This window comes from Xenorhabdus griffiniae (genome assembly GCF_001028135.1).
Taxonomy (GTDB): domain Bacteria; phylum Pseudomonadota; class Gammaproteobacteria; order Enterobacterales; family Enterobacteriaceae; genus Xenorhabdus; species Xenorhabdus bakwenae.
In genome coordinates this window covers 58,597-85,429 of sequence record NZ_LDNM01000015.1, presented here as the reverse complement: position 1 = coordinate 85,429, position 26,833 = coordinate 58,597, and the positions used below count along the sequence as shown (strand labels likewise).

At 43.2% G+C, this 26,833-nt stretch carries 19 protein-coding genes and 1 riboswitch; of the genes, 10 read left to right on the top strand and 9 right to left on the bottom strand.

Translation table 11 applies throughout. The annotated features are described in order from the left end of the window. Positions 1-269 precede the first annotated feature (269 nt). From AAY47_RS04900 to baeR, 5 genes are read left to right on the top strand one after another with little or no spacing between them, the layout of a single operon-like run. Positions 270-1,499, top strand: a complete 1,230-nt coding sequence (locus AAY47_RS04900; RefSeq protein ID WP_047767444.1) for an MdtA/MuxA family multidrug efflux RND transporter periplasmic adaptor subunit — start codon at positions 270-272, stop codon at positions 1,497-1,499. Beyond that, complete coding sequence (locus tag AAY47_RS04895) at positions 1,499-4,660, top strand: MdtB/MuxB family multidrug efflux RND transporter permease subunit (protein ID WP_047767442.1); 3,162 nt, start codon at positions 1,499-1,501, stop codon at positions 4,658-4,660. Before AAY47_RS04900 ends, AAY47_RS04895 begins: the two co-directional genes overlap by 1 nt. Further along, entirely contained in the window at positions 4,657-7,755 is a 3,099-nt protein-coding gene (gene mdtC / locus AAY47_RS04890) for a multidrug efflux RND transporter permease subunit MdtC (RefSeq protein ID WP_047767440.1), read from the top strand. The genes AAY47_RS04895 and mdtC overlap by 4 nt, the downstream gene beginning before the upstream one ends. A gap of 18 nt (positions 7,756-7,773) precedes the next feature. Then, on the top strand, positions 7,774-9,162 hold the full coding sequence (gene baeS, locus AAY47_RS04885) for a two-component system sensor histidine kinase BaeS (protein ID WP_152669767.1): 1,389 nt from the start codon (positions 7,774-7,776) through the stop codon (positions 9,160-9,162). Then, positions 9,159-9,869, top strand: coding sequence for a two-component system response regulator BaeR (baeR, locus tag AAY47_RS04880; RefSeq protein ID WP_047767436.1), 711 nt, complete (start codon positions 9,159-9,161; stop codon positions 9,867-9,869). Before baeS ends, baeR begins: the two co-directional genes overlap by 4 nt. 55 nt (positions 9,870-9,924) lie before the next feature. Here baeR and AAY47_RS04875 read toward each other — a convergent pair whose 3' ends face one another. Next, on the bottom strand, positions 9,925-11,103 hold the full coding sequence (locus tag AAY47_RS04875; protein ID WP_047767434.1) for an MFS transporter: 1,179 nt from the start codon (positions 11,101-11,103) through the stop codon (positions 9,925-9,927). Positions 11,104-11,346: 243 nt separating this feature from the next. Between AAY47_RS04875 and AAY47_RS04870 the strand changes: the two genes are divergently transcribed. From AAY47_RS04870 to fbaB, 3 genes are all read left to right on the top strand, one after another. Next, a complete protein-coding gene (locus tag AAY47_RS04870; protein WP_047767431.1) occupies positions 11,347-11,691 on the top strand; it encodes a YegP family protein in 345 nt (114 codons plus the stop codon). Positions 11,692-11,868: 177 nt separating this feature from the next. Beyond that, complete coding sequence (gene yegQ, locus AAY47_RS04865) at positions 11,869-13,233, top strand: tRNA 5-hydroxyuridine modification protein YegQ (RefSeq protein ID WP_047767429.1); 1,365 nt, start codon at positions 11,869-11,871, stop codon at positions 13,231-13,233. Positions 13,234-13,836: 603 nt separating this feature from the next. Beyond that, positions 13,837-14,886 (top strand): class I fructose-bisphosphate aldolase, encoded by a 1,050-nt coding sequence (fbaB, locus tag AAY47_RS04860; RefSeq protein ID WP_047767427.1) that lies wholly within the window; start codon positions 13,837-13,839, stop codon positions 14,884-14,886. A gap of 57 nt (positions 14,887-14,943) precedes the next feature. On the opposite strand, the gene thiD is transcribed toward fbaB, so the two are convergent. The 4 genes from thiD to AAY47_RS20420 all read right to left on the bottom strand — a co-directional run bounded on the left by thiD (position 14,944) and on the right by AAY47_RS20420 (position 18,845). Next, the gene (gene thiD, locus AAY47_RS04855; RefSeq protein ID WP_047767425.1) at positions 14,944-15,744 is read right to left on the bottom strand and encodes a bifunctional hydroxymethylpyrimidine kinase/phosphomethylpyrimidine kinase; all 801 of its coding nucleotides are present in this window, start codon (positions 15,742-15,744) and stop codon (positions 14,944-14,946) included. A 44-nt stretch (positions 15,745-15,788) separates the two neighbouring features. Continuing rightward, positions 15,789-15,881, bottom strand: a riboswitch (TPP riboswitch). A 122-nt stretch (positions 15,882-16,003) separates the two neighbouring features. Then, entirely contained in the window at positions 16,004-16,213 is a 210-nt protein-coding gene (locus tag AAY47_RS04850; RefSeq protein WP_047767423.1) for a cold-shock protein, read from the bottom strand. A gap of 794 nt (positions 16,214-17,007) precedes the next feature. After that, positions 17,008-18,372 (bottom strand): amino acid permease, encoded by a 1,365-nt coding sequence (locus tag AAY47_RS04845; RefSeq protein WP_047767421.1) that lies wholly within the window; start codon positions 18,370-18,372, stop codon positions 17,008-17,010. A 317-nt stretch (positions 18,373-18,689) separates the two neighbouring features. Continuing rightward, positions 18,690-18,845: a PhoP/PhoQ regulator MgrB gene (locus AAY47_RS20420; RefSeq protein WP_099131379.1), complete on the bottom strand. Its 156-nt coding sequence runs from the start codon at positions 18,843-18,845 to the stop codon at positions 18,690-18,692. A 184-nt stretch (positions 18,846-19,029) separates the two neighbouring features. Here AAY47_RS20420 and AAY47_RS04840 point away from each other — a divergent pair, with 184 nt between their 5' ends. Further along, the gene (locus tag AAY47_RS04840) at positions 19,030-19,416 is read left to right on the top strand and encodes a helix-turn-helix domain-containing protein (RefSeq protein WP_047767592.1); all 387 of its coding nucleotides are present in this window, start codon (positions 19,030-19,032) and stop codon (positions 19,414-19,416) included. 218 nt (positions 19,417-19,634) lie between these two features. Here AAY47_RS04840 and AAY47_RS04835 read toward each other — a convergent pair whose 3' ends face one another. Then, positions 19,635-20,465 carry an N-acetylmuramoyl-L-alanine amidase gene (locus tag AAY47_RS04835; protein WP_235428289.1) on the bottom strand — a complete coding sequence of 277 codons (831 nt, stop codon included), beginning with the start codon at positions 20,463-20,465 and terminating at the stop codon, positions 19,635-19,637. A gap of 211 nt (positions 20,466-20,676) precedes the next feature. Further along, positions 20,677-22,131, bottom strand: a complete 1,455-nt coding sequence (locus tag AAY47_RS04830; RefSeq protein WP_047767411.1) for an alanine/glycine:cation symporter family protein — start codon at positions 22,129-22,131, stop codon at positions 20,677-20,679. Positions 22,132-23,426: 1,295 nt separating this feature from the next. Between AAY47_RS04830 and AAY47_RS04820 the strand changes: the two genes are divergently transcribed. After that, positions 23,427-24,548 carry a cupin domain-containing protein gene (locus AAY47_RS04820; RefSeq protein ID WP_047767409.1) on the top strand — a complete coding sequence of 374 codons (1,122 nt, stop codon included), beginning with the start codon at positions 23,427-23,429 and terminating at the stop codon, positions 24,546-24,548. Between the two features lie 52 nt (positions 24,549-24,600). Here the strand turns inward: AAY47_RS04820 and pepT are convergent, their stop codons facing one another. Together pepT and cobB are read right to left on the bottom strand one after the other, a co-directional pair. Next, positions 24,601-25,845 carry a peptidase T gene (gene pepT, locus AAY47_RS04815; protein ID WP_047767407.1) on the bottom strand — a complete coding sequence of 415 codons (1,245 nt, stop codon included), beginning with the start codon at positions 25,843-25,845 and terminating at the stop codon, positions 24,601-24,603. A gap of 66 nt (positions 25,846-25,911) precedes the next feature. After that, on the bottom strand, positions 25,912-26,742 hold the full coding sequence (gene cobB / locus AAY47_RS04810) for a Sir2 family NAD+-dependent deacetylase (protein ID WP_047767406.1): 831 nt from the start codon (positions 26,740-26,742) through the stop codon (positions 25,912-25,914). Positions 26,743-26,833 lie beyond the last annotated feature (91 nt).

The window sequence follows — 26,833 nt, the reverse complement described above, 5'->3', positions numbered from 1 at the left end:
CTGTATACCAATCCAACTTCAAGATGCGTGTTATATTTCCCTGCGCAGCGGGGAAATATAAGGCCTCGCCCGCGCCCTATTTGGATACCCCATCACAAATACCATGAAAAATCACTACCAGAAACATTATCTTTTTGACACAACCTCCACATTTTCTTCATTATTGACGAATTCCTGTTGGTTACACTAATAATATATTCTTGCATCTGATTTAGCATAAGATGCCGCATGATTGGTTACCGCCATAACACTAAGAGAATGTCGAGCAAATGAATAATAAAAGCCGTTCCTATTTTTTCCAACTCACTGCAGTGCTAGCCGTGATCGTCGGAGCCATTTTCTTTGCGTGGAAATACTTCAACGTACCTTCATCAGCAGGTGACTCTCAGAATGCAGAATCAAAACCTAACCCCGCTCAACCACCAGTGCAAGTAGCGACGGCTGAAATCAAATCGATACCCCATTACTTAGGAGGATTAGGAACCGTTCTGGCGGCCAATACCGTCACTGTCACCAGCCAGGCGGAAGGTCAGTTAATCGCCCTGCATTTTAATGAGGGTCAATACGTCAAAAAAGGGGATTTGCTGGCAGAAATCGATCCCCGTTCTTTTCAAGTCAAACTTGCAAGAGCACAGGGACAATATGCCAAAGATCAAGCAACACTCGCTAACACTAAACAGGATTTGCTCCGTTTTCAGCAATTAGCGAAAAATAAACTTATCTCTCAGCAAGATCTGGATAAACAAATTTCTTTGGTTCGCCAGAACGAAGCCAGCTTACAGGCCGACCAGGCAGATATTGACGAAGCCAAACTGCAATTGACATATAGCCGTATTACAGCCCCGATTTCCGGTCGCGTCGGATTAAAACGCATTGATACCGGCAACTACGTATCTGGTGGCGGAGCAACGCCAATCGTCGTTATTACGCAAGTCGATCCTATTGATATCGTGTTCTCCCTGCCTGAAAACGATATTGATGCGGTGTTAAAGGCGCAAAAAAATCACAAAAATGTGGTTGTCATTGCATGGGATCGCAATAATCAGCAGCCGTTGGCACAAGGAAAACTCACTAGTATCGATAATCAAATTGATGTGACGACTGGCACGATCAAGATGAAGGCTCAATTCAATAATCAAGATAATGTGTTGTTTCCTAATCAATTCGTCAATATTCAGATGAAAGTCAATACGTTGAATGATGTCGTCGTGATCCCTACGGCTGGATTACAAATGGGAAATAGCGGTCATTTCGTCTGGAAAGTGGATAAAGAGAACAAGGTTAGTAAACACAAGGTCGTTGCAGGTCTGCAAGATAGTCAATTAGCGGTCATCAATAGCGGGCTGTCAGCAGGTGAGCATGTCGTCACGGATGGCATTGACAACCTGACCGAAGGTGCCAGGGTTGAGATTGTCAACCCTTTGACAATCGAAGCACTTGATACAGATAAAAATAAGAAAAATCCAGAGCAATCAAACGGTAAGACGGGGAACTCCTGATGCAATCTGATTCTCCAATGACCGGCGGAGGGCCATCCCGCCTGTTTATCCTACGCCCTGTTGCCACGACACTGTTTATGATTGCGATCTTGCTGGCCGGGCTAATGGGTTACCGGATGCTGCCAGTTTCTGCATTGCCGCAAGTGGATTATCCAACTATTCAGGTGGTGACACTGTATCCTGGTGCCAATCCAGATGTGATGACATCCGCTGTCACTGCACCGCTGGAACGCCAATTTGGTCAGATGTCCGGCTTAAAACAAATGTCATCCAGAAGTTCCGGTGGAGCGTCTGTTATCACGTTGGTATTCCAGCTCTCACTGCCCCTGGATGTGGCTGAACAAGACGTACAGGCGGCGATCAATTCAGCCAGTAATCTGTTGCCCGATGATCTGCCGTATCCCCCCATTTACAGCAAAGTTAATCCGGCTGATCCGCCTATATTGACGCTGGCCGTAACCTCTGATGCCCTGCCGATGAGTCAGGTACAAGATATGGTAGAAACACGCATATCCCAGCGTATTTCCCAAGTCAGTGGTGTCGGTTTGGTGACCTTAGCGGGCGGGCAACGTCCCGCTGTGCGCGTGAAATTGAACGCACAGGCTTTGGCTGCCCAAGGATTAGACAGCGACGTTATCCGTTCTGCCATCATGAAAGCCAATGTGAATTCGGCAAAAGGCAGTTTTGACGGACCCACTCGCTCCATCACCATATCCTCCAACGATCAAATGAAATCTATCGATGATTACCGCAATTTAATCGTGGCTTATAAAAATAATGCGCCGATTCGCTTGCGTGATGTCGCCACCATTGAACAGGGAGTGGAGAATAACAAATTGGGCGCATGGGCAAATGAAAAACCTGCCATCGTTATCAATGTTCAGCGCCAGCCTGGAGCCAATGTTATTGAGACTACGGATAATATCCGCGTCATGTTGCCGGAATTGATCAACAGCCTGCCCAAATCAGTCAATGTGGAAATGCTGACAGATCGTACCGTCTCAATCCGCCATTCAGTCAACGATGTTCAATTTGAACTGTTGCTGGCGATTGCGCTGGTCGTCATGGTGATCTATCTGTTTTTGCGCAATGTCACCGCAACCTTGATCCCCAGTATTGCCGTACCGCTTTCACTGGTAGGGACATTTGCCGTGATGTATTTTTGCGGCTTCTCTGTCAATAACCTCACTTTAATGGCATTAACCATCGCAACCGGCTTTGTGGTGGACGATGCTATTGTGGTGATAGAAAATATTTCCCGTTACATTGAACAGGGAGAGAAACCGCTGGCGGCCGCCCTTAAAGGGGCGGGAGAAATCGGCTTTACGATTATCTCCCTGACTTTCTCATTAATCGCCGTTTTGATCCCCTTGCTGTTTATGGGGGATATCGTCGGTCGGCTATTCAGGGAATTCGCCATCACCCTTGCTGTCGCTATTTTAATTTCTGCCGTTGTCTCATTGACGCTAACGCCGATGATGTGTGCAAGGATGCTGAAACCCGAAGCTAATATTAAACACAACCGCTTCGAACAGGCGTGCGAACGCTTCTTTGAACTCATGATTGCGGTATATGCAGTCTTCCTGAAACGGGTGTTGAATCATCCCTGGATTACACTGGGTGTTGCATTCGGTACGTTGGCTCTGACCGCCCTGCTCTATATCATGATCCCCAAAGGATTCTTTCCCTTGCAAGATAACGGACTGATTCAGGGCACACTGGAAGCCCCACAATCTATTTCATTCAAGGCAATGGCAGATAAGCAACGACACGTTACGGCTCTGTTATTAAAAGATCCGGCTGTGGACAATGTCACCACCTTTATTGGTGTCGAGGGTAGCAATCCAACATTGAATAATGCCCGTCTTCAAATCACGTTGAAACCACTCAGAGAGCGTGACGATAGGATTGACGAGGTGATCCCACGCCTGCAAGCGCGAATGGCTAAAGTCCCCGACGTCAAGTTATACCTGCAACCCACCCAGGATTTGACCATTGATACTCAGATCTCGCGCACGCAATACCAATTTACGTTGCAAGCTGCTTCGCTTGATGAACTCGCTGTCTGGGTGCCCAAATTGCAACATGCCCTGAAACAACGGCCAGAATTGATAGATACCGGTAACAATTGGCAAAATCAGGGGCTAGTAGCTTACCTTGATGTGAATAGGGATATGGCCAGTCGCTTTGGGATCTCTATGGCCGCCGTAGATAATGCGTTGTATAACGCTTTCGGCCAACGCTTGATTTCGACTATTTACACGCAATCAAATCAATATCGCGTTATCCTTGAGCAAGATACGAAGAATTCATCGGGGCTGGAAGCGATAAACAATCTTTATCTGACCGGTACTGATGGAAAAATGGTCCCTCTTAAAACTATTGCCACTGTCGAACAGCGGCTGGGGAACTTGTCTATCGACCATCTGCAACAATTTCCCGCTGCCACTTTTTCATTCAACGTAGCGAAAGATTCGTCCCTTGAACAAGCTGTTAATGCCGTCAAAGAGGCAGAACAAGCGATCCAAATGCCAAAAGACATCATTACCCAATTTCAGGGAGCAACGTTGGCGTTCCAGGACGCGCTCAGTAATACCCTCTGGCTGATTTTGGCGGCTGTCGTCGCCATGTATATTGTGCTCGGTATCTTGTACGAAAGCTTTATTCACCCTGTCACAATCTTATCAACCTTGCCTACCGCCGGGGTGGGGGCATTGTTGGCTCTGATGGCTGGCGGGTATGAGCTAGATATTATCGCCATCATTGGGATCATTCTCTTAATTGGTATTGTCAAGAAAAATGCCATCATGATGATCGATTTTGCCCTGGCCGCAGAGCGGGAAAAAGGAATGACGCCTTATGAAGCCATTTACCAAGCCTGCCTGTTACGTTTCAGGCCGATATTGATGACGACAATGGCAGCACTGCTGGGCGCATTGCCCCTGATGTTGAGCACCGGTATTGGTGCAGAGCTGCGCCGGCCGCTAGGGGTCAGTATGGTGGGAGGTCTGATTATGAGCCAAATCCTAACTTTGTTCACAACTCCCGTGATTTATCTGCTGTTTGATCAATTAGCACACTACCGTCGAAATAAAAACAATAAGAAAGATAAACAAATCAGGCCAGATAAATCCTCAGTTAATCATCAGGAGCCGCTGTGAAATTCTTCGCCCTATTCACCCAGCGGCCAGTTGCCACAACATTACTGAGTTTAGCCATTACCCTGTGTGGTGCGCTCAGTTTTGTCCTGCTGCCTGTATCGCCGCTGCCACAGGTTGATTTTCCCGTGATAACTGTTCAGGCTTCCATGCCCGGTGCGTCACCAGAAACGATGGCCTCTTCCGTAACGACGCCTCTGGAACGCGCATTAGGCAGGATCGCGGGGGTAAAAGAGATGTCTTCTGCCAGCTCATTGGGAACGTCTTATATTTACCTGGAATTTGATCTCAGTCGGGATATCAATGGTGCAGCACGGGATGTTCAGGCTGCCATCAATGCCGCCCAAAGCTTGTTACCTTCCGGTATGCCAAGAAAACCAAGCTATCATAAAGCGAATCTGTCCAGCGCTCCAATCATGATTTTAACCCTCACTTCAGACAATTATAGTGAGGGGCAATTATATGATCTTGCTTCCACCCGATTGGCCCAGAAAATTTCTCAGATAGAAGGCGTCAGCAAAGTCAGCGTTGGCGGTAGTTCATTACCGGCTATACGGGTTGAACTCAACCCAAATGCCCTCTTCAATCAAGGTGTTTCTCTTAACGATGTCAGTAATGCCATCAATAATGCTAATGTCCGATTGCCGACAGGTCATGTTGATTCCGATAACCAAATTTGGCAGCTACGCACCAATGATGAATTGAAAACACCTGACAGTTACCGTTCACTTATCGTTCATTATCATGATGGGGCACCTGTCAGGTTGCAGGACGTTGCCAGTGTGAAGAATTCGGTCGAGGATACCCGCGCCGCCGGCATGTCTGGAAATAAGTCGGCCATTGTTCTTATTATCCGCCGTGAAGCCAGTGCAAATATTATCTCAACCGTGCAGCGTATTCGTGCTCAACTCCCTGCCCTGCAAGCCTCCTTGCCTGCCAATATTCAGTTAAACGTTGCCCAGGATCGTTCTCCAACCATCCATGCTTCTCTGCAAGAAGTAGAACGTGCATTAGCCATTGCCGTCGCCCTGGTGATCCTGGTCGTGTTCCTGTTTTTACGTTCTGGTCGGGCTACGCTGATTCCGGCAATTGCCGTTCCGGTATCGCTGATTGGTACTTTTACGGCCATGTATTTATGTGGTTTCAGCTTAAACAATCTTTCGTTGATGGCATTAACCATTGCCACCGGATTTGTGGTTGATGATGCCATTGTGGTACTGGAGAATATTTCCCGCCATTTGAATGCGGGTTTAACGCCCATGCAGGCAGCCCTTAAGGGAACCAGAGAAGTCGGGTTCACTGTGCTGGCTATGAGCTTGTCACTTATTGCGGTATTTATTCCCCTTATCTTGATCGATGAATTACTCGGCAGATTGTTCCGGGATTTTGCTGTCACACTGGCAACCGCCATCGGGATTTCGCTGTTAATTTCACTGACCTTAACCCCGATGATGTGTGCACATCTGCTCAAATCCACCCCTGAAAATGCCCAGAAGCAGGCACGGGGATTCGGTAAGGTATTGTTGAGAATTCAGCAGGGCTATGCCCATTCACTGAAATGGATACTCAATCATACTCGTTGGGTATTGTTGGCATTGGTCGGCATTATTGGCCTGAATATCTGGCTCTATATCAGCATTCCGAAAACGTTTTTCCCGCAACAAGATACGGGGAAAATGTTAGGGTTTGTGGTCGCTGATCAAAATATTTCATTTCAGGCTATGCGAAAAAAGGTGGAACGCTTTATGCAAGTCGTCAATGATGATCCAACTGTGGATAATGTCGTGGGTTTCACCGGTGGTGACAGCATCAATACGGGCTTTATGTTTGTTTCGCTAAAGCCATTAAAAGAGCGTAGCGAAAGTATCCAACACGTTATCACCCGCTTAAGAAGTAAACTGACCAATGAAGCGGGAGCACGTCTATATCTGGTTCCTGTTCAGGATCTGAGAAGTGGAGGACGAGGCGGTAAATCGATTTATCAGTTTAATTTGCTGTCGGATGATTTTGACGAACTGCGTAAATGGAGTCCTGTCATCAAGAAAGCATTGGAAAAATTGCCTCAATTGGTGGATGTAAACGCCGATGAAGACGAAGAGGCGAAAGGGGCTGAAATAGCGATTACCTATGACCGTGATGTGATGGCCCGTTTAGGCATCAATGTTGCTGAGGCAAATAATTTACTCAACAACGCTTTTGGGCAGAGACAGGTTTCCACGATTTATGCCCCTTTGAATCAATATAAAGTGGTCATGGAAGTTGCACCGCAATATAACCAAGATCCCAGTGCATTGGAGAAAATGTTTGTCATTAATAGCAAAGGAGAACGCATTCCCCTCTCCTACTTTGCCCAATGGCGCCCTGCCAATGCACCATTGGATGTTTATCACCAGGAACTTTCCGCTTCTTCTACCATTGCCTTTGATGTGGCACCCGGCTATACGCTATCTGATGCAATCAGTGCAATAGAAAGAACCATAACAGAACTGGGCGTTCCTTCAGCAGTACGTAGCTCTTTTGCAGGCACCGCACAGGATTTTCAAGAGAGTGAACGTTCCCAGTTATTGGTGATTCTGGCCGCCATCGTCACTGTTTATCTGGTACTTGGTGTACTCTATGAGAGTTATATTCATCCTCTGACCATCCTTTCTACCCTGCCTTCTGCGGGTGTAGGGGCTTTACTGGCTTTGGAACTGTTCAATACGCCCTTTAGCCTAATCGCCATGATTGGCATTATGCTGTTGGTTGGTATTGTCAAGAAAAATGCCATTATCATGGTGGATTTTGCCCTTGAAGCTCAACGAAACGACAAACTCAGTGCCCGGGAAGCGATTTTTCAAGCTAGTTTATTGCGATTCCGTCCGATCATGATGACGACGCTTTCGGCCTTGTTTGGTGCTTTACCTTTAGTACTGAGCAATGGGGATGGTGCAGAATTACGTTTCCCACTGGGGATCACGATTGTTGGTGGCCTGATGGTGAGCCAGATTCTCACTTTGTATACCACTCCGGTTGTATATCTGTTTTTTGACCGATTGCGTGAAAAATGGCGCCTTCGCAAAGCCATCTCATCTCAGATAGTTGACTCAAGTCGTTGAACCAGAATGAAACTCAGGATAAAAATGGGTATCAGCAGTAAATTGTTTCTGGCAATTTTTGCCACTTGTATGCTGGTATTGATCACAATGCACTGGGGCATTTACCTCAGCTTTCAACACGGTTTTATGGGCTATATTAAACAAAATAGCCAAAATCGGACGAATATGCTGGCACAAGCATTGACAGAACAATACCAGCAATATGGCAACTGGCATTTTCTGACCCAGAATGATCGCGCGATATTCCAGATTATCCGTACGATTGAACAGAGTGACAATCCCTATCAAAAAACCAGACATCATGGCTGGCGTCCCCAATTTTGGGTTGTGGATACTCACATGAATCGTTTGGTTGGGCATTCTAATGACATTCCAGCGGAAAATTATCGTGAGCCAGTCACCTATAAAAATAATATTGTTGGCTGGGTAATTGTCAGTGCATCAGACAAAATTACCCGTCAGGCTGATATTAGCTTTGCCCACCAGCAACAATTCACCAGTTGGACTATTGTCGGTTTTTCTACTTTATTGGCATTAATCGCCACTTTTCTTCTCTCACGTGGCCTGTTAAGACCGGTTAAGCGGCTAGTGGAAGGTACACATAAACTCGCGGCAGGCGATTTCAGTATTCGTGTCGTTCCATCCAGTAAAGATGAAATCGGTAAACTGGCAATGGATTTTAACCAACTTGCCAGTACGCTGGAAAAAAATGAACAGATGCGCCGTGATTATATGGCCGATATCTCCCATGAACTGCGCACTCCACTTTCTGTTTTGCGGGGTGAACTGGAAGCCTTACAAGATGGTTTACGGAAACCCACACAGGAAACACTCCATTCCTTGCTCGCGGAAGTGGCTACCTTAACAAAACTGGTAGACGATCTGCATTTATTATCCCTTTCTGATCGTGGTTCACTAGCTTATAAAAAAGAGTCTGTTAATGTCAGTGAATTACTGCAAATCTCCGTAGCGAATTATCATGGCCGTTTTGCGGATAAGCAAATCATGTTGGTATTGAATTTAAAAGACAACATAACACTGCTTGCTGATCCAAATCGGCTAACACAGTTATTTAATAACTTGCTGGAAAACAGCCTGCGTTACACCAATGAGCATGGAAAGGTAATTATTTGTGGATATTCAAATCAGCAAAAATGGATATTGGATATGCAGGACAGTGCGCCTGGATTAACGGCGGAACAATGCCAGCAGGTTTTTGAACGTTTTTATCGTTGCGAATCCTCCCGTAACCGCGCAAGCGGAGGTTCAGGGCTTGGGCTGGCGATTTGCTATAATATTGTTGAAGCCCATGATGGAATAATTCGCGTGGAAAGCTCACCTTTAGGCGGTATTAAAATTCACGTAGAATTACCGTTGATGAAATCGTCTGAACTTGAAACACAATGAGTACTACACATCTTACACAATATACTGTTCTCATCGTTGAAGATGAACCAAAGTTAGGGCAACTGCTGGTTGATTACCTACAATCCGCAGATTACCACACCCAATGGCTCAAACGTGGTGATGAAGTTATCGCTCATGTGCAAAAATTCCATCCCCATATTATCTTGCTTGATCTTATGTTGCCTGGTCTTGATGGATTGTCGGTCTGTCGGGAACTGCGTAAATTTTCAGATATTCCGATTGTCATGATGACGGCAAAAACGGAAGAAATTGACCGACTGCTCGGCTTAGAAATCGGGGCTGACGATTATATCTGTAAACCTTATAGCCCGCGGGAATTGGTAGCCAGAGTAAAGACAATCTTACGCCGTTGTTACCGTCCGAAAGAGATCATCAGTGAGCAAGGTGCGCTGGCCATTGATGAAAAACACTTTCAGGCACGTTATTTTGAACAGGTGCTTGAATTAACGCCGGTTGAATTCCGTCTGCTCAAAATTATGTCCAGCCAGCCAGGGCGGGTTTTTTCCCGTGATCAGCTATTAAATAACCTTTATAACGATCATCGCATTGTCAATGATCGTACTATTGATAGCCACATTAAAAACTTGCGCCGGAAACTGGAGCAACTGGATGGGGATAAATCTTTTATCCGCTCCATTTATGGATTAGGTTATCGTTGGGAAGCTGAAATCTGTCGTTTGATGTGAAGCACAGTAACCGGCATTAACCATACCAGTTACTGCTGCAACGCTCATTAGCTGCTTATGATTGCCTTTTTTCAACATTCAGCGTTCTTTTACGATCAAGCAAACCTGAAATGACAGCGAATAACAATGCCATTAAAGCTAATAACCCCCCGGCCAGATTAAGGGAGGTATAGCCATAATGAGATGCGATAATTACACCACCCAACCATGCCCCAACTGCATTACCCAAATTAAAGAATCCAATATTGACAGAGGAAACAAGATTAGGTGCGCCAGCCTCCTGAGCTTTATCCATCACCAAACGCTGGATTGGCGATACGGTGGCAAAGCCCGATGCGGCCATTAAAAACAGGCTCAAACAAGCAATGTACGGGTTGTCACCATAAAGCCAGAAAATAAATAAAATTAAGGACTGTAATCCTAATGTCCAATACAGCAATGGCATTATCGCCTTATCTGCAAGTTTTCCACCCACAATATTGCCAAAGAAAAAACCTAACCCCAACACCAGCAAGATCCCTGTTATTGCGCTTTCAGAGAATCCTGCAACATGGGTCATCAATGGCGCGATATAAGTCACTGTCGTAAAAAAGGCGGCAGGGCCTAAGACGGTGATCCCCATAGCCAAAAGAACATGGATATTGGTGAACGCCTGCAATTCTTTTTTAATACTGGCAGGCGCTTTTTGATCGAATTTAGGTAAAAACTTTAAAATCCCAGCTAATGCGATAATGCCAATCATCGTAATTATTGCAAAAGTAACGCGCCAGGAAATCGCTTTTCCTATCCATGTTCCAAGCGGTACTCCAACCAAATTAGCCAGTGTCATTCCACTAAACATAAAGGCGATCGCAGTGGTTTTTTTATTGTCTGGCACTAATTCAGCAGCAATAATCGCACCAATTCCCATAAAAGCGCCGTGGGTTAAGGAAGCCACAATCCGGCCAATAATTGCCAGATAAAATGTCGGGGAAAAAGTGGTCAGTGCATTTCCGATAATAAATAATACCATTAACATGGAAAGCATCTTTTTCCTTTCTATACCTCCCGCCAATATGATTAGAACAGGCGCGCCAACAAATACACCAAGCGCATAACTGGTTACCATATACCCCGCAGTTGGTATTGAAATACTAAATTCGGTTGCGATTTCAGGAAGTAAACCCGCGACAATGAATTCGGTTGTCGCGATCCCAAATGTCGCTATGGCTAAAGCCCAAATAGCTACAGGCATGGAAAACTCCTAATAAGAGGCTGTATTAATCGAGTTATATTGCAACGGTGTGTCGTTATCTCTGCGAGAGACTGTAATATATTCGTACAACCGCCAATTGGGAAGCAGTTCAACCAAGACAAAATAGTGATCATGCTCTATAAAATAGTGAGACAGGGGATGAATTTTTCTCATCAAATCCCTTGACTGTACGAAATTCAGGCTAAACTTAAGCTGATAATTACCCAATCAGGAGAATTTCTTATGGCTACTGGGCATTATGATCTTAAGAAAGCAAAGAACGGGCAATTTTATTTCAATCTGGTGGCTGCAAACGGTGACATTATTCTGAGCAGTGAAATGTATACCACCAAAGCGGCTGCCAATAAAGGCATTCACTCTGTGCAAGTTAATTCTCCCGATAAAACTCGCCATGAAGTGAAAAAAAACAAATCAGGCAAACCTTATTTTGTCCTGAAAGCCCGAAACCATCAAATTATTGCTATCAGTGAAACTCACACCAATGACGCAAGCATGAAGAAATCTATGCAGTCGGTCATGAAAATCGGTCCAACAGAAAGCATTCGTGACCTGACCAAACAAAATTAACCGGTATAATTAATGACTCGCGCCGTATCTGCGGCGCACTATCTTTATTTTCCATAATATATTTGTGCTAATGATAAAATAAGCGTTAAAATCCCCCTCCTTTAAACCTTACCCTTAGTAATGATATCAAGACCGGGTAAGGGCTGACTTGAACTCAGACCGAGAACGTTAAAAAATATGTTTACTCCAGAATTACTCTCTCCTGCCGGCTCTTTGAAAAACATGCGGTACGCATTCGCTTATGGCGCAGATGCCATTTATGCCGGACAACCTCGCTATAGTTTGCGTGTCCGTAATAATGCATTTAATCATGAGACATTGGCACAAGGCATTAAGGAGGCGCATGAATTAGGTAAGCGTTTTTATGTCGTTGTCAATATCGCACCACATAACGCAAAGTTGAAAACTTTTATTCGTGACTTAAAACCCGTCGTAGAAATGGGACCTGATGCTTTGATTATGTCTGACCCGGGCTTAATTATGATGGTGCGCGAGACATTTCCTGAAATAGACATTCATCTTTCGGTTCAAGCCAATGCCGTTAACTGGGCTACGGTCAAATTCTGGAAACAAATGGGGCTGACGCGAGTTATCCTTTCCCGTGAACTCTCGCTGGAAGAAATTGCTGAAATCCGCCAACAAGTGCCTGATATGGAGCTTGAGATTTTTGTGCACGGCGCACTTTGCATGGCTTATTCCGGCCGTTGCCTGTTATCGGGCTATATCAACAAGCGCGATCCCAATCAGGGCACTTGCACTAATGCCTGTCGCTGGGAATACAATGTGCAGGAAGGCAAGGAAGATAGTGTGGGTAATATTGTCCATAGGCACGATCCTATTCCGGTTAAAAACATGGAACCAACGCTCGGCCAAGGTGCACCAACGGATAAAGTCTTCATGATAGAAGAAGCCAAACGTCCTGGCGAATATATGTCAGCGTTTGAAGATGAACATGGTACTTATATCATGAATTCCAAAGACTTACGTGCCATTGAGCATGTGGAACGATTAACCAACATGGGCGTTCACTCACTGAAAATCGAAGGCCGTACCAAATCTTTTTATTATTGTGCCCGCACCGCCCAAGTATATCGCCGTGCTATAGATGATGCTGCGGCTGGAAAACCCTTCGATCCAACATTGATGACCACATTAGAAGGTTTGGCGCACCGTGGCTATACAGAAGGTTTCCTGCGCCGTCATACTCATGATGCCTACCAAACTTACGAATACGGCTATTCCGTATCAGACACTCAACAATTCGTTGGTGAATTTACTGGCAATCGCGTCAACGGACTGGCAGAAGTTGCCGTGAAGAATAAATTTCTTGTCGGGGATCATCTGGAACTCATGACTCCATCGGGTAATATTAACTTCACGTTAGAATCCATGACAAATAAAAAAGGCCAGGCTGTGGAAATTGCGCCGGGTGATGGGCATCTCGTTTATCTTCCTATTCCTGAAGAAATTAAGCTGAATTATGCTTTACTTGTGCGAAACTTAAAAGGTGGTAATACCAGAGCACCTCATCCATATGCATGACAAGTGAAATAATCCGAAATAGGATTTTAAAGAAATTGATCTATTTTTTTAGAAATAGATCACATCAATGCTAATTTATTTCCCGTATTATCAGTTCCGAAAAATAAAAAACTAAAAAATTTTGACTGTAAGACTAGGAACCACCTCCTTGGCTAGCTCAATCTCCCTTGGGCTGGCCTTTTCTTTTATACAAACAAATAAAACCAAATTAATTCAAGGAGTTAATAAAACCCCTTCATCTTAAAAAACATTAAATTAGTTAATGTTTCCAAATCCTGATGGGATATTCATTACCCTTTTATGAGTAACCGTGTTTATAGTAATCAAAAAACACCTTTTGATAAATCATGTTGGAATTTATTCAGTTTAATGAAGGAAATTTTGAGAAAAAATAAACCCAATTATCCAATTTCTGAATATCTTCAATATCTATCACCACACCAGATAAATATTATTTCACTTTATAGTCATATCACATGGTTAAATTTTAGCAACATTTGTCTTAACTGAAGCGATCCACTACGGCTTCCCTCTCCACTTATCTTGTGATCAGCTCAAATATAAACAACAATCAGTAGCGCCTTTTGCAAACTGGAGTTAATCATGACTGATATCATTAAGTTGTTAGGAAAAGACGCAGAGAGTTTATTGGAACATCAATGTAATACCATTCCACGTGACAATCTCTATCTTCCGGGTACAGATTTCGTTGATAGAGTCATGCTCGAAAATAACCGCCCCAATACTGTTCTTCGCTCCATGCAAACCTTATTGAATCATGGACGCCTGGCAGGTACGGGTTATCTCTCAATTTTGCCGGTAGATCAGGGGGTTGAACATTCCGCCAGCGCTTCTTTCGCTACCAATCCTCTCTATTTTGATCCCAAAAATATCGTTGAACTGGCGATTGAGGCAGGCTGTAATTGTGTTGCTTCAACTTACGGTGTTCTGGCGTCTGTTTCTCGCCGTTATGCCCATAAGATCCCGTTTCTGGTTAAGCTTAATCACAATGAAACGTTGACCTATCCCGCCCAATATGATCAAACTTTGTATGCCAGTGTCGAACAGGCATTTAACATGGGTGCCGTTGCAGTAGGTGCAACAATCTATTATGGTTCTCCCGAGTCACGCCGCCAAATAGAAGAAATTTCAGCCGCCTTTGAACGCGCTCACGAACTCGGTATGGTCACTGTGTTATGGGCTTATCTGCGTAATTCCGCTTTCAAGAAAGATGGGGTTGATTACCACACCAGTGCCGATTTAACCGGCCAGGCGAATCATCTGGCCGCAACGATCGGCGCTGATATCGTGAAACAAAAAATGGCTGAAACTAACGGTGGTTATACTGCTATTGGGTTCGGGCACACGGATAAACGCGTCTATAGCAATTTGACCTCTGAACATCCGATTGATCTCGTTCGTTATCAAATTGCTAACTGTTATATGGGACGCGCTGGATTAATCAATTCAGGTGGTGCTTCTGGAAACAATGACTTAAGTGATTCTGTCCGCACTGCCGTTATCAATAAACGAGCCGGAGGAATGGGATTGATCCTTGGCCGCAAAGCGTTCAAGAAATCGATGACAGAGGGCGTTGAGTTAATCCGCTCCGTACAGGATGTTTATCTCGATAAGAAAATTACCATCGCCTAATCCATTAGATTCAGTACGTTCAAAATGGGGATCTTTGCATCCCCATTATTCAAAAATTCACCACCATTGATGAAAATGGTGGACTGGCCCAATGCCATGACCAACCTGCAAACTATCCGCCTGCATCAGCGCCTTTTGTAAATATGTTTTGGCAACCGGCAACGTACTTTGCCAATCAGAGTACCGGGGGCGTAATGCAGCAAGTGCTGCGGATAAAGTACAACCCGTTCCATGAGTATGCCGTGTATTGACTCTGGGAGCGCTGAAACGCCACTCCCCGTCCGAGGTAAAAAGCCAATCCGGGCTTTCCTCATTATTTAAATGTCCACCTTTCAATAAAACGGTCTGGCATCCCATTGAACGTAATGCACGCCCCTGCCATAACATTTCATCTTCAGTATTGGCAATATCACATTTCAATATAGCTGCTGCTTCCGGTAAATTAGGGGTGATCAAAGAGACGATCGGCAGTAATTGCTCTACCATTGCGGAAACAGACTCTGGTGATAACAAAGGATCACCGCTTTTCGCTACCATAACAGTATCCAGTACAATGTAAGGAATAGGATAACGCTGCAACGACTCTGCTATTACAGCGATATTAGCCGCATTCGACAACATACCAATTTTGGCACTGTCAATCCTGACATCTGAAAGCACAGACTCTAACTGAGCAGCAACAAAGAGGGGATCAAGTTCATACACGGATTGTACACCCAGTGTATTTTGCGCAACCAACGCAGTGATAACTGTCGTGCCGTAGGCTCCAAGCGCAGAAAAGGTTTTTAAATCGGCCTGAATGCCGGCACCACCGCCGGGATCGGTTCCTGCGATAGTCAGTGAGTTAATAATTCTCATTATGGTGATTCCTGCCACCAGCTAAAGAAAAGCGGGTATCGGAATAAGAGATACCATGACTTCCCTACGCTGGCATTATCCAGATCAGGTAATACGGGTACTTCTCAGTTCAATAAAGAACGCCCCGAGTCAAAAAAAATCACTCTATTAGTATCCCAATAGAGTGATATTTGCAATAGGTTATCGCCAGATAATAAAACTAAACTAACGATAAATAGATTTAACCAGCAATCAGATAGCCGCTAAATTAAATTTATTACTATAAAGTTTTAACGTTTGCAGCAGCAGGACCTTTAGGACCATCCTGAATTTCAAACTCAACTTGTTGGCCTTCAGACAATGTTTTAAACCCATCTTTCGTAATAGCAGAAAAATGTACAAATACATCTTTGCTACCATTAGATGGAGTAATAAAACCAAAACCTTTAGACTCGTTGAACCACTTCACAGTACCAGTGATTTTTGCCATTTCAAAAATTTCCTTTGACTCACTTTATTCGCCTATTGGCATCAAAATAAACAAACCAGTATTAGTTACTGTTATTTATTAACAGAACTTTACTTCGTTTACCCATGTGTTTTATCACATACTCTTTATATAATCGCAAGCCATTTTTTTCAGGTGCTGGAGACAACGCACATATTTAAAACTCTAAATTTCCATTCCGATTTGAAATTACTCAATAACCTTTAAGTCGCATAACCCCATGAATAAACGTAAAAAGAAAAATTCACCCAAAACAATATCTTTAATAAGACTAATATATAATACTGTTTTACCTATCAGTTATGGTGTAGGCCAGAGAGTTATTGTTATACAAAATTCATTTTAGGTAGCTGTAATAATTATGGTTAATCTCACTTATTATTTTTGAACGTACAATATAGCCGTTTTGCATGTAACCAGCTTACTTTTTGTTTATCCTTTATTAAATATTGTTCAATTATAATATTTGTGGAATGACTTTTTACTATTCATCCATATGATCATCCTCATACGATTTATTGATTTCATGAAGTGCATTTCGCCGGAGTAGTTAGCGTTTAAAATGAAACTACATTGTCAAAAAAAGAGTATAAACATTCTTATTCTGTATTATGGAGAAAATACAGAAATAATATTTTATTAAAAATAGAATTCACCAGAGAATGGCATTTAGTTACATAAAATAACGGTAATGCATTATTTATCACTGACAATAACAATCAGCCGGGCATAATACCCGGCTGAAAAAACATGGCATGGATTAGCAACTAATCTGCTTATCTCTTGGCTTTCTTTGAGCGAACAATCAAATAACCAATCCATAAGACACCAATCCAAAACGGCATCAAGATGACTGAAATACGAATTGGTGGCATCGTTAGTATAATAACAAGAATGAATGCCAGGAATACTAAACACAGGTAGTTTCCAAATGGATACCACAGTGCCTGAAATTTCGTCTTGACACCTTCTTTATCTTTAGCTGAACGGAATTTCAAATGAGCACAACAAATCATAATCCAGTTAATGACCAGAGTTGTTACCACTAATGCCATTAACAACTCAAATGCCTTACCGGGCATAACATAGTTAATCAATACACCAATTGATGTTACCAGCGCGGATAAACCAATAGACAAGACAGGGACATTACGTTTGTTAACTTTTGTGAGTGCATAAGGCGCATTGCCTTGTTTAGCCAAACCATACAACATCCGGCTATTACAATATACTCCACTGTTATAAACCGACAACGCCGCCGTTAGTACCACCACATTCAGCGCATTCGCTACCCAGAAATTATCCAGATCATGGAAAATCAAAACGAATGGGCTGCCGCCTTCTACCACCTTCTCCCACGGATACAACGACAGCAAAATAGCCAATGAACCGATATAGAACAGCAAGATGCGATAAACAACCTGGTTAGTAGCTTTTGGGATATTTTTCTCAGGATTTTCTGCTTCTGCTGCGGTAATGCCGACCATTTCCAGCCCGCCAAATGAAAACATGATCACAGCCAGCGCCATAATCAAGCCAGAAATCCCATTTGGCATAAAGCCGCCCTGCTGCCACAAGTTGGTGATACTTGCCTGTGGGCCACCATTACCGCTAATCAGCAAATAACTTCCAAAGATAATCATCCCGACGATGGCACTGACTTTAATGATAGAGAACCAAAATTCGGTTTCACCATATAACCGAACATTAATTAGATTGACGAGATTAATCAGTACAAAGAATATTGCCGCAGAAATCCATGTTGGAAAGTCCGGCCACCAATATTGGATATACATACCAACAGCCGTTAATTCTGCCATTCCAACCAAAATAAACATTGCCCAATAATTCCAGCCTGCCAGAAAACCGGCAAAATTCCCCCAATATTTATAAGCAAAGTGGCTAAATGACCCTGCGACGGGCTCTTCAACAACCATTTCGCCCAGTTGGCGCATAATTAAAAATGCGATAAACCCGCCGAGTGCATACCCAAGGAGCACTGAAGGCCCAGCCATTTTAATGGTTTGGGCAATACCTAAAAATAACCCCGTACCTACTGCACCGCCGAGAGCAATAAGCTGAATATGTCTGTTCTTTAAACCACGCTTAAGCGTGGATTGTTGTTCTTGTTGTTCTGCCATCTAATCCTCTTTTTACGATGCTTAGAACCCGTCTCATTAGAAGTTGTTTTATTTGTTGTTTTGAACCGTTGTACCTGAATAGAGCCAGAAATTCGCCAACTCTTCTCAAATTCTTACATTGCGCAAAATTTGTTGAGTTCAAATTTTCTCAACATAGTTCCTTCAACATATTATATATGATTGAGTTATATACTAATTTAACGCAATATTGAGTTTATTAATTCGTATCAAGTGGATATTAAAACACCATTTACAAAGAATGAGTACTGCGGATGCATATTAACACACATGCAGGCAAAATAATGGTTGATTAAATGTCAAAATGGTAAGTATCGGGTGATAGAACAAACACCTAATTCGAACACATCATTACCTTGCTCACAATGTACATCCAACGCTAACAAATACAAAAACAAACATATCAATATCAAGCACAGAGCTAAGAGGATTTTTTTAGTATTCAATGAGGTCACCTTAGGATTATTTCATTGTAGTTAACTTTATAATAAAATATTATAGAGAGTTATCATATGATAGAGTGATAATAGTGTATTAAAATTTTTAATCTAATCACTGTACCTCTATTAATGATGGGTTTTGTCATCTTGAAAAGAAGTTGTGTATACTTCTCCAACCTTCAACCAATTTAAAATTGTAATGGCACAAGATAACCACTTAGCACTTGTATGCGCACTGAGTAAATGGATAGAAAACCATCTTGGCCGTGTCATTCATCTTGAAGAGCTTGCTGCTTATTCTGGCTATTCACTTTGGCACATGCAGAAAATATTCAAGGAAGTTACCGGCATATCTCTTGGGAAGTACATCCGTCAACGACGCCTGGCTGGCGCTGTTTATCTGTTGAAAAATAGTTCTTTGCCTATTTTTGATATTGCCCTGGATTTCGGGTTTGGCTCTCAATCCCATTTTACCTATATGTTCCGTAAAGAGTACGGCATTACACCTTATGATTTTCGCCAAAGTACAGATATTGAACTTGGAGTTAAGCTTCCACTACATTTAACTGACAACTGCGGATCATAAAACCGGGTATCGCTAGCGGCCATTCATCATGGCCGCCATGTCTCGGCTTACTTATATCCACTACCTTCTCTTTCCAAAAAACATCATTCTGTTTCTATATATACTCGATAAACTTCAAGTTGCCATCTGCAAGATGACGCGAAGCCTTATATTTCCCCGCGCAGCGGGGAAATATAACACGCATCCTGAAGTTAGATTGGTATATTAAGCATAAATCGTTATTGATATTTTTCTACCAGTGCCAGAGCTATCGCTTCCGTTTCTGCATCGGGAATGCCACTAATGTCTGACGGGCGAAAATGCATCTGAAATGCTTGAATCGTTTTATACGTGGCGCTATCCAAAATTCCCGTTTGAGGAATACGATAACCATAAAGGGCCAGTGCTTTCTGAACTGATATGACTGACGCCCGCATACCCGGTGCTCTACCCGCCAAATATTTATTCACTGTTGCATGATCGGGCCAGGCCCCAATCCCCTGTTCATAAAGTTCGCGCCACGGAAAAACAGGCCCAGGATCGTCTTTTCTCAGTGGGGCAATATCGCTATGACCCACAACATTCACAGCCTGGATCTTATGCCTGTGCATAATATCTTTTGCCAATCTGATAATTGCGTCAATTTGTGATGGGTGATATGAACACCATTCTTTTTTAATAAACGCTTGTTTAAAGCCGCAATTAACAATTTCTATACCAATAGAATAGAGGTTCAAGCTTTGGTATCCATTCCACTCACTCTTTCCCGCATGCCATGCCCTTTCCTTTTCTGAAACCAGTTGGAAAATAATCGGCTCTTTATCCTGATATCTCGGTTGCGAAGGAATAAGGTAATGAATACTAACGCGGCCTCCCGTTAATTCCCGTAAAGATCTTTTATCATCTAACGCGGTATAGTGAAGGACAAGAAACCTAATTGAGTCAATACGTTGCTTGGTCGAATAAGGATAGGAATAGTCAACAATATAACCATTTCTATCTTTTAGCTCAGGGGAATAAGAACAACCAATCAACAATGTGATAAATAGGCATATTATTAATCGTTTTATCATGATCGGTCAGCTATTTTACAGAAAAAGATAACATTATAATGATTATATATTAGATGAGACAAAAAGAGATGTGGTGTTCTTTTACTTATCCGCATGTTTTTAAGAACAAATAAAAGCCAGCTATTCGCGGAACGAGCGAATAGCTGGCTAATAAAGTGACTTGATACGAGTCGTCTTGTGTTACTGATATCCTATGGACATTTCAGTATCAGCAATTACTCTTCTCACCGTTATGCGGTGCATCATGATCCCAAATACCTTTTTCAACTTGCTGTTGGATCTCTGGGTAGCTATTAATATTGAATGTCGGTAATTTGCCTGATTTTCTCTGCTGGTTATAATCTTTCGCCAGTTTCATCGCGATACCTGACAACATGAGTATGGCAATCAAGTTAACAATAGCCATACACGCCATTGATAGGTTAGCCATATTCCAAACCAGAGGGACGTCTGCCAATGTACCAAACATCACCATACCCAACGCAGCCAACCGCAGGATAAATAAACCAGCAGTGTGGTTACGCTCCAGAAATATCATATTGCTTTCAGCATAAGCATAATTGGCAATAATCGACGTAAAGGCAAAGAAGAAAATTGCAATCGCAACGAACATCGTTCCCCAATGTCCAACAGCGGATGATAATGCTCGCTGAGTTAATTCAATCCCGCTGATCGCGGTAACGTTTTCGTTAAGAACACCAGAAGAGAGGATGATCATCGCCGTCGCACTACAGATAACGATGGTATCCATAAATACCCCCAACATCTGCACATAACCCTGAGAGGCCGGATGTGGTGGATAGGGAGAAGCTGATGCTGCCGCATTGGGTGCAGAACCCATCCCCGCTTCATTCGAGAATAATCCGCGTTGAACCCCCTGAAGCATTGCCTGGGAGATGCCATAGCCTAATGTTCCCGCTATCGCTTCCTGAATGCCAAAGGCACTCTTGATAACCAGTGCAAATACCGCTGGGATACGTTCAATGTTGTGACCAACAACCCAAAGTGCCAGGATAAAATAGGAAATTGCCATAAATGGTACAACCAATTCCGCGACCCGGGCGATAGAACGCAGCCCGCCGAAAATAATTACACCACTGATAATGACTAATACGATACCGACATAAATTGGTTTTATATTAAAAGCAAAGGCAGCCGCTTCCGCAATTGAGTTTGCCTGAACAGCATTAAATACAAGACCAAACGCGATAATAAGGAAGAATGAAAATAGAATTCCCATCCATCGCTTCTTCAACCCTCTTTCCATGTAGTAAGCCGGGCCACCGCGATAATTTCCTTGATCGTCTTTCGTCTTGTACAACTGGGCAAGCGTGCTTTCCACAAAGGCAGTCGCCATACCAATAAATGCCACTACCCACATCCAAAAAATAGCCCCTGGTCCACCGGCAGTAATTGCAATAGCAACGCCGGCTAAGTTACCGGTTCCTACACGGGCAGCAAGGCTGGTACACAAGGCCTGAAAAGATGAAATGCCCGAATCATCCGACTTATTACTATTTCTCAGAATTGAAAACATGTGGCCAAAGTGGCGAAGTTGTATAAAACCAGAACGCAGTGTGAAGTAAAGACCAACCCCAAGGAGAAGGTATATCAGTACATAGTCCCAAAGAATGTTGTTAATGAAGTTAATCAGATCCGTCAAGATATTTTCCCCTTACTAATTAGCAAACATTAGCTGACCATAGCGCCGTATTCGGCGAAATTTTATTGTGCTTCATTCCTTTTATAATTAACAAGTAACATAATTCTGTATACGAAAAACACAGAGATACTAGCCATTAAAGCGAAAAGAATGTAACACAATATTTATTTCAATGGGTAACTTTTAATGAAATTTTTACATTTACTTTAGCGTTATTGAACATTTATTTTGATATCCATAAACGCTTCATTTCTTATTTCAAGCCACCTAATTATATTTTTAGCGCAAAAAACACGCAGTAATTTTCTTCCCATATATAAGCAAGAAACATAAATGAATTAACAATTGGACTTAAAATAAGAAACCAGTTGGCAACTAAAATACAACCTATCAAAACCAGCGTCAATCTAATACCTATTCCAATGCCCACAGCATATATACCCATCCAACTTCAGGATGCGTGTTATATTTCCCCGCTGCGCGGGGAAATATAAGGCCTCGCGTCGTCTTGCGGATGGCAACTTGAAGTTTATCGTGTATAGAGCCTATGTTAACTGGAAGTTATTGATGTCATGTCAAACAAAATACATAGAATAAATTTAGATAATCACGCACTGCTATATCATTAATGTAGTAATAACCAAATTCATTAAAAAAATTGGGGTAATTACAAAGTTTAATCTTTAAGTTTCTAAAATTTTCGGAAACATATAGTGATATTTCACTTAAGATGAGATTATTAAATTTTAATACTGTGATAGTTGGAAAAAGTCACCATTGCATATTAAAATTTTCAGTTGTTATTTTTACAATAGGAAACAACAATAACAGGTTAGTAATATGTTAATAATCCACTATCTGGCCATCAGATAATCTGCAAGTGAGGTTATAATTGATGTTAGAGCGAAAAAGAAAAAACCCCGCAGACAATATACTGCCCAAGAGAGTTTATAGAGGAAAATCGAAGTATGAATATCACCCTGCAACAGGGGGTTCAATCTCTATCTGCTGTTTGAGTTCACCAATGTCTGTTGTTTGGAAAGAATACAATAAGATTGTGGAAAAAATAGAAAAAGATAGCACATAGCGCCTAATATATGTCGAAGTTAATGAAAAACGGGAGCCATCACTCCCGTTGATACTAGCATCCAATAAATAACTATCCAGCCAACAGGCAACTTCCCACCAGCATGTCAGAACCAGCACAATCTCAAAATATTTCAACCAAATCTGATATCGTCATTGACTATTCGTTATAATAGCGCGAAATTCACCCCTCACTTCAGGATGTCACCATGGATTATCAGCTAAATCTGGACTGGCAGGCGTTTTTGCAAAACCATTGGCAAAAACGACCATTGCTGATTAAACAGGGTTTCCATCAGTTTATTGATCCCCTTTCCCCCGATGAGCTGGCGGGTCTGGCGATGGAAAATGAAATCGATAGCCGTTTGGTTAGTCAGAAAAATGGGCGCTGGGACGTTTCCCACGGACCCTTTGAAACCTACGACCATTTAGGCGAAAAAAACTGGTCTTTGCTTGTACAAGCTGTTGACCATTGGCATCTCCCCTCTTCTGCACTGATGAAACCATTCCGTGTGTTGTCTGACTGGCGCATGGATGACTTGATGATCTCGTTCTCCGCACCCGGCGGTGGTGTTGGTCCCCACCTTGACCAATATGATGTTTTTATCATTCAAGGAAAAGGGCGCAGACGCTGGCGGGTAGGTGAAAAAGTCTCCATGAAACAGCATTGCCCTCATCCTGATTTGTTGCAGGTTGAACCCTTTGAGGCAATCATTGATGAAGAGATGTTACCGGGCGATATACTTTATATTCCACCGGGTTTCCCACACGAAGGCTATGCTATTGAGGATTCACTGAACTATTCAGTGGGATTCCGTGCCCCCAATGCCCGTGAGTTATTCAGTGGATTTGCTGATTATATTCTGGCAAACGAGCTGGGAAGCCATCGCTATAGTGATCCTGGACTGACATTTCGTAATAACCCAGCCCAGATCCAGACAACCGAGTTGGACACACTGCGTTCAATGATGCGTGAATTGTTGGAGCAACCAGAAACTTTCCAACATTGGTTTGGCGAATTTATCTCCCAATCGCGCCATGAATTAGATCTGGCACCGCCTGAACCTCCTTATGAAAGCGATGAGATTTATGATTTGCTAAAACAAGGCGAGGAATTAAATCGCTTGAGTGGCCTGCGCGTCCTGCGGGTTGGCGATCAATGTTTCGTCAATGGCGAATGGATGGATACTCCTCATCTCCATGCCGCCGATGCCATTTGCCAATATGACAAAGTCAACGCTGAACTTCTGGGTGACGCTATCGATGATGTCCGATTTGTCAGCCTGCTTACGGCCCTGGTCAATAGCGGTTATTGGTATTTTAATGATTAATCCGAACTAAGGGGCAAGATGGGTTGCCCCTTATTTTCTGAATGACGGTGTGTTATTCAGGCGGGACATGATTTCCGTGAGTTACCGTCAATTCAGCAATCCGCATAATCACATTAACTGCTTGCTCCATGCCCTCCAGTGAAATAAATTCGTGCTTGCTGTGACAATTATAGCCACCTGTGAATATATTCGGGCATGGGAGGCCTCGATAAGATAACTCTGCACCATCAGTCCCCCCACGTATCGGCTGGATTATCGGCTCAATATGACAATCCAGCATCGCTTGTTTAGCAATGGCAATAACATGGGGATATTTAAGCATCTCGCTATGCATGTTGTAATAATCATCATCTATCGCCAGCTCAATATAACAGTCTGGGGGTAATCCTTCTCCAGCATTTTCCACAATCGCAATGAGGTTTTTTTTACGCTGTTCAAAATTAACCCGGTCAAAATCCCGAATGATGTAGTGCATCTCGGCACGTTCGACTGTGCCTTTCATACTCTGCAAATGATAAAAACCTTCATAGCCTTCCGTCTGTTCGGGGATTTCTTGAGCAGGCAAGGCATGATGAATGCTCATGGCTAATGTCAATGCGTTAACCATGACGCCTTTGGCACTGCCCGGATGAGCCATATTACCCACAATCTTGATTGCCACTGATGCAGCATTGAAATTTTCAAATGCCAATTCTCCTACTCCGCCTCCATCAACGGTATAGGCCCATTCTGCGCCGAAAGCCTCTATATCAAAATAGTGCGTCCCCCTGCCAATTTCTTCATCCGGCGTAAATGCTATCCGAATATCACCATGGGGCGTATTTCCCTGTTTCAAGCGCACCAGTGCGGTAATGATTTCAGCGATCCCGGCTTTATCATCAGCACCCAACAGTGTCTTCCCATCCGTCGTAATTAATGTTTTTCCCAACAAGCTATGTAACACAGGGAACACGACCGGCGACAACACCTCATCTCCCATTCCTAATGCAATATCGCCGCCACGATAATTTTCCACAATCTGGGGATTAACATGCTTACCAGAAAAATCCGGTGAGGTATCGAGGTGGGCAATAAAACCAATGACAGGCACTGGTGTTGCAACATTTGCGGGCAATGTGGCCATAACACACCCCCTCTCATTGAGAGTCACATCAGCAAAACCAAGCGGGATCAGCTCCTCGTATAACACTTTGGCAAGATCCAATTGACCGTTACTACTGGGAATGGTTTTAGCAGATGGTTTTGCTTGAGTATTAAAGGCAATATATTGAAAAAAACGCGCTAATAATCTATCCATCTTCTCCCTCCCTCATTCATATGAATTTATTATGGAAAAAATGGATAGCGTTGGTATTGCGTCAAATCAGCTTTTATCTGCCTTTATCTGCTGAATTAAGGATTGGGTATATTGCGTAACTATTTTACTGGCATGCCCGTAATGTTTTTCATCAAACAAATTCTCGACCTGGCTAGGTTCAAGATTCAACTCAACAGTGTGCGCCCCGGACAATTTAGCCTCATGCACAAACCCCGCAGCCGGGTAAACGTGACCCGATGTTCCGATAGCAATAAAGATATCAGCATCAGCTAAAGCAGAATAAATCTGTTCCATCCCCAACGGCATTTCCCCAAACCACACCACATGAGGGCGCAATGGGGACGGGAACTGGCAACAATGGCAGCGATCTTCCATAGTGAGATCAGTCGTCCATTCAACTACCTGCCCTGATTGACAACACCGAACTTTCCGTAATTCACCGTGCATATGCAGAACCCGACGGCTTCCCGCCCGTTCATGCAGATCATCAATATTCTGTGTCACCAATAAAAAATGGTCACCAAACTCACGTTCGAGTTCCGCCAAAGCATAATGTGCCGCATTAGGCCGGATGTCAGGTTGCTGGAGCTGCTTTCGGCGCGCATTGTAAAAGGCCTGAACCAGATCAGGATCACGCAGGAAACCTTCCGGAGTCGCAACATCCTCGACACGATGTTCTTCCCACAGGCCATCAGAAGAGCGAAATGTCTGAATGCCTGACTCAGCAGAAATGCCGGCTCCTGTCAGAACCACCACATACGGTTTTTCTATTTTATTTGCCAATCGGATATCCCTGTAAAAGTTTTGTCTATATGACCGCTGACGCCGTAATCGCCTGACTCGGTAAAATTTACTGTGCCGATGAAGAACCCGCATAGATTATTTCCTTAATGTGTTTTTAGTATGTTCTTTCAGCCGATCCATTTTACCGATTCAGCGAGATACGATAGCGTGCTTAGATACGCGT

Coding starts and splice junctions, on each gene's coding strand:
- thiD (WP_047767425.1), bottom strand. CDS start 15,744: ATGAGAATTATTAACTCACTGACTATCGCAGGAACCGATCCCGGCGGT.
- baeR (WP_047767436.1), top strand. CDS start 9,159: ATGAGTACTACACATCTTACACAATATACTGTTCTCATCGTTGAAGAT.
- cobB (WP_047767406.1), bottom strand. CDS start 26,742: ATGCGGGTTCTTCATCGGCACAGTAAATTTTACCGAGTCAGGCGATTA.
- fbaB (WP_047767427.1), top strand. CDS start 13,837: ATGACTGATATCATTAAGTTGTTAGGAAAAGACGCAGAGAGTTTATTG.
- AAY47_RS04840 (WP_047767592.1), top strand. CDS start 19,030: ATGGCACAAGATAACCACTTAGCACTTGTATGCGCACTGAGTAAATGG.
- AAY47_RS04875 (WP_047767434.1), bottom strand. CDS start 11,103: ATGCCTGTAGCTATTTGGGCTTTAGCCATAGCGACATTTGGGATCGCG.
- AAY47_RS04850 (WP_047767423.1), bottom strand. CDS start 16,213: ATGGCAAAAATCACTGGTACTGTGAAGTGGTTCAACGAGTCTAAAGGT.
- AAY47_RS04845 (WP_047767421.1), bottom strand. CDS start 18,372: ATGGCAGAACAACAAGAACAACAATCCACGCTTAAGCGTGGTTTAAAG.
- AAY47_RS04870 (WP_047767431.1), top strand. CDS start 11,347: ATGGCTACTGGGCATTATGATCTTAAGAAAGCAAAGAACGGGCAATTT.
- AAY47_RS04895 (WP_047767442.1), top strand. CDS start 1,499: ATGCAATCTGATTCTCCAATGACCGGCGGAGGGCCATCCCGCCTGTTT.
- AAY47_RS04820 (WP_047767409.1), top strand. CDS start 23,427: ATGGATTATCAGCTAAATCTGGACTGGCAGGCGTTTTTGCAAAACCAT.
- AAY47_RS04900 (WP_047767444.1), top strand. CDS start 270: ATGAATAATAAAAGCCGTTCCTATTTTTTCCAACTCACTGCAGTGCTA.
- pepT (WP_047767407.1), bottom strand. CDS start 25,845: ATGGATAGATTATTAGCGCGTTTTTTTCAATATATTGCCTTTAATACT.
- yegQ (WP_047767429.1), top strand. CDS start 11,869: ATGTTTACTCCAGAATTACTCTCTCCTGCCGGCTCTTTGAAAAACATG.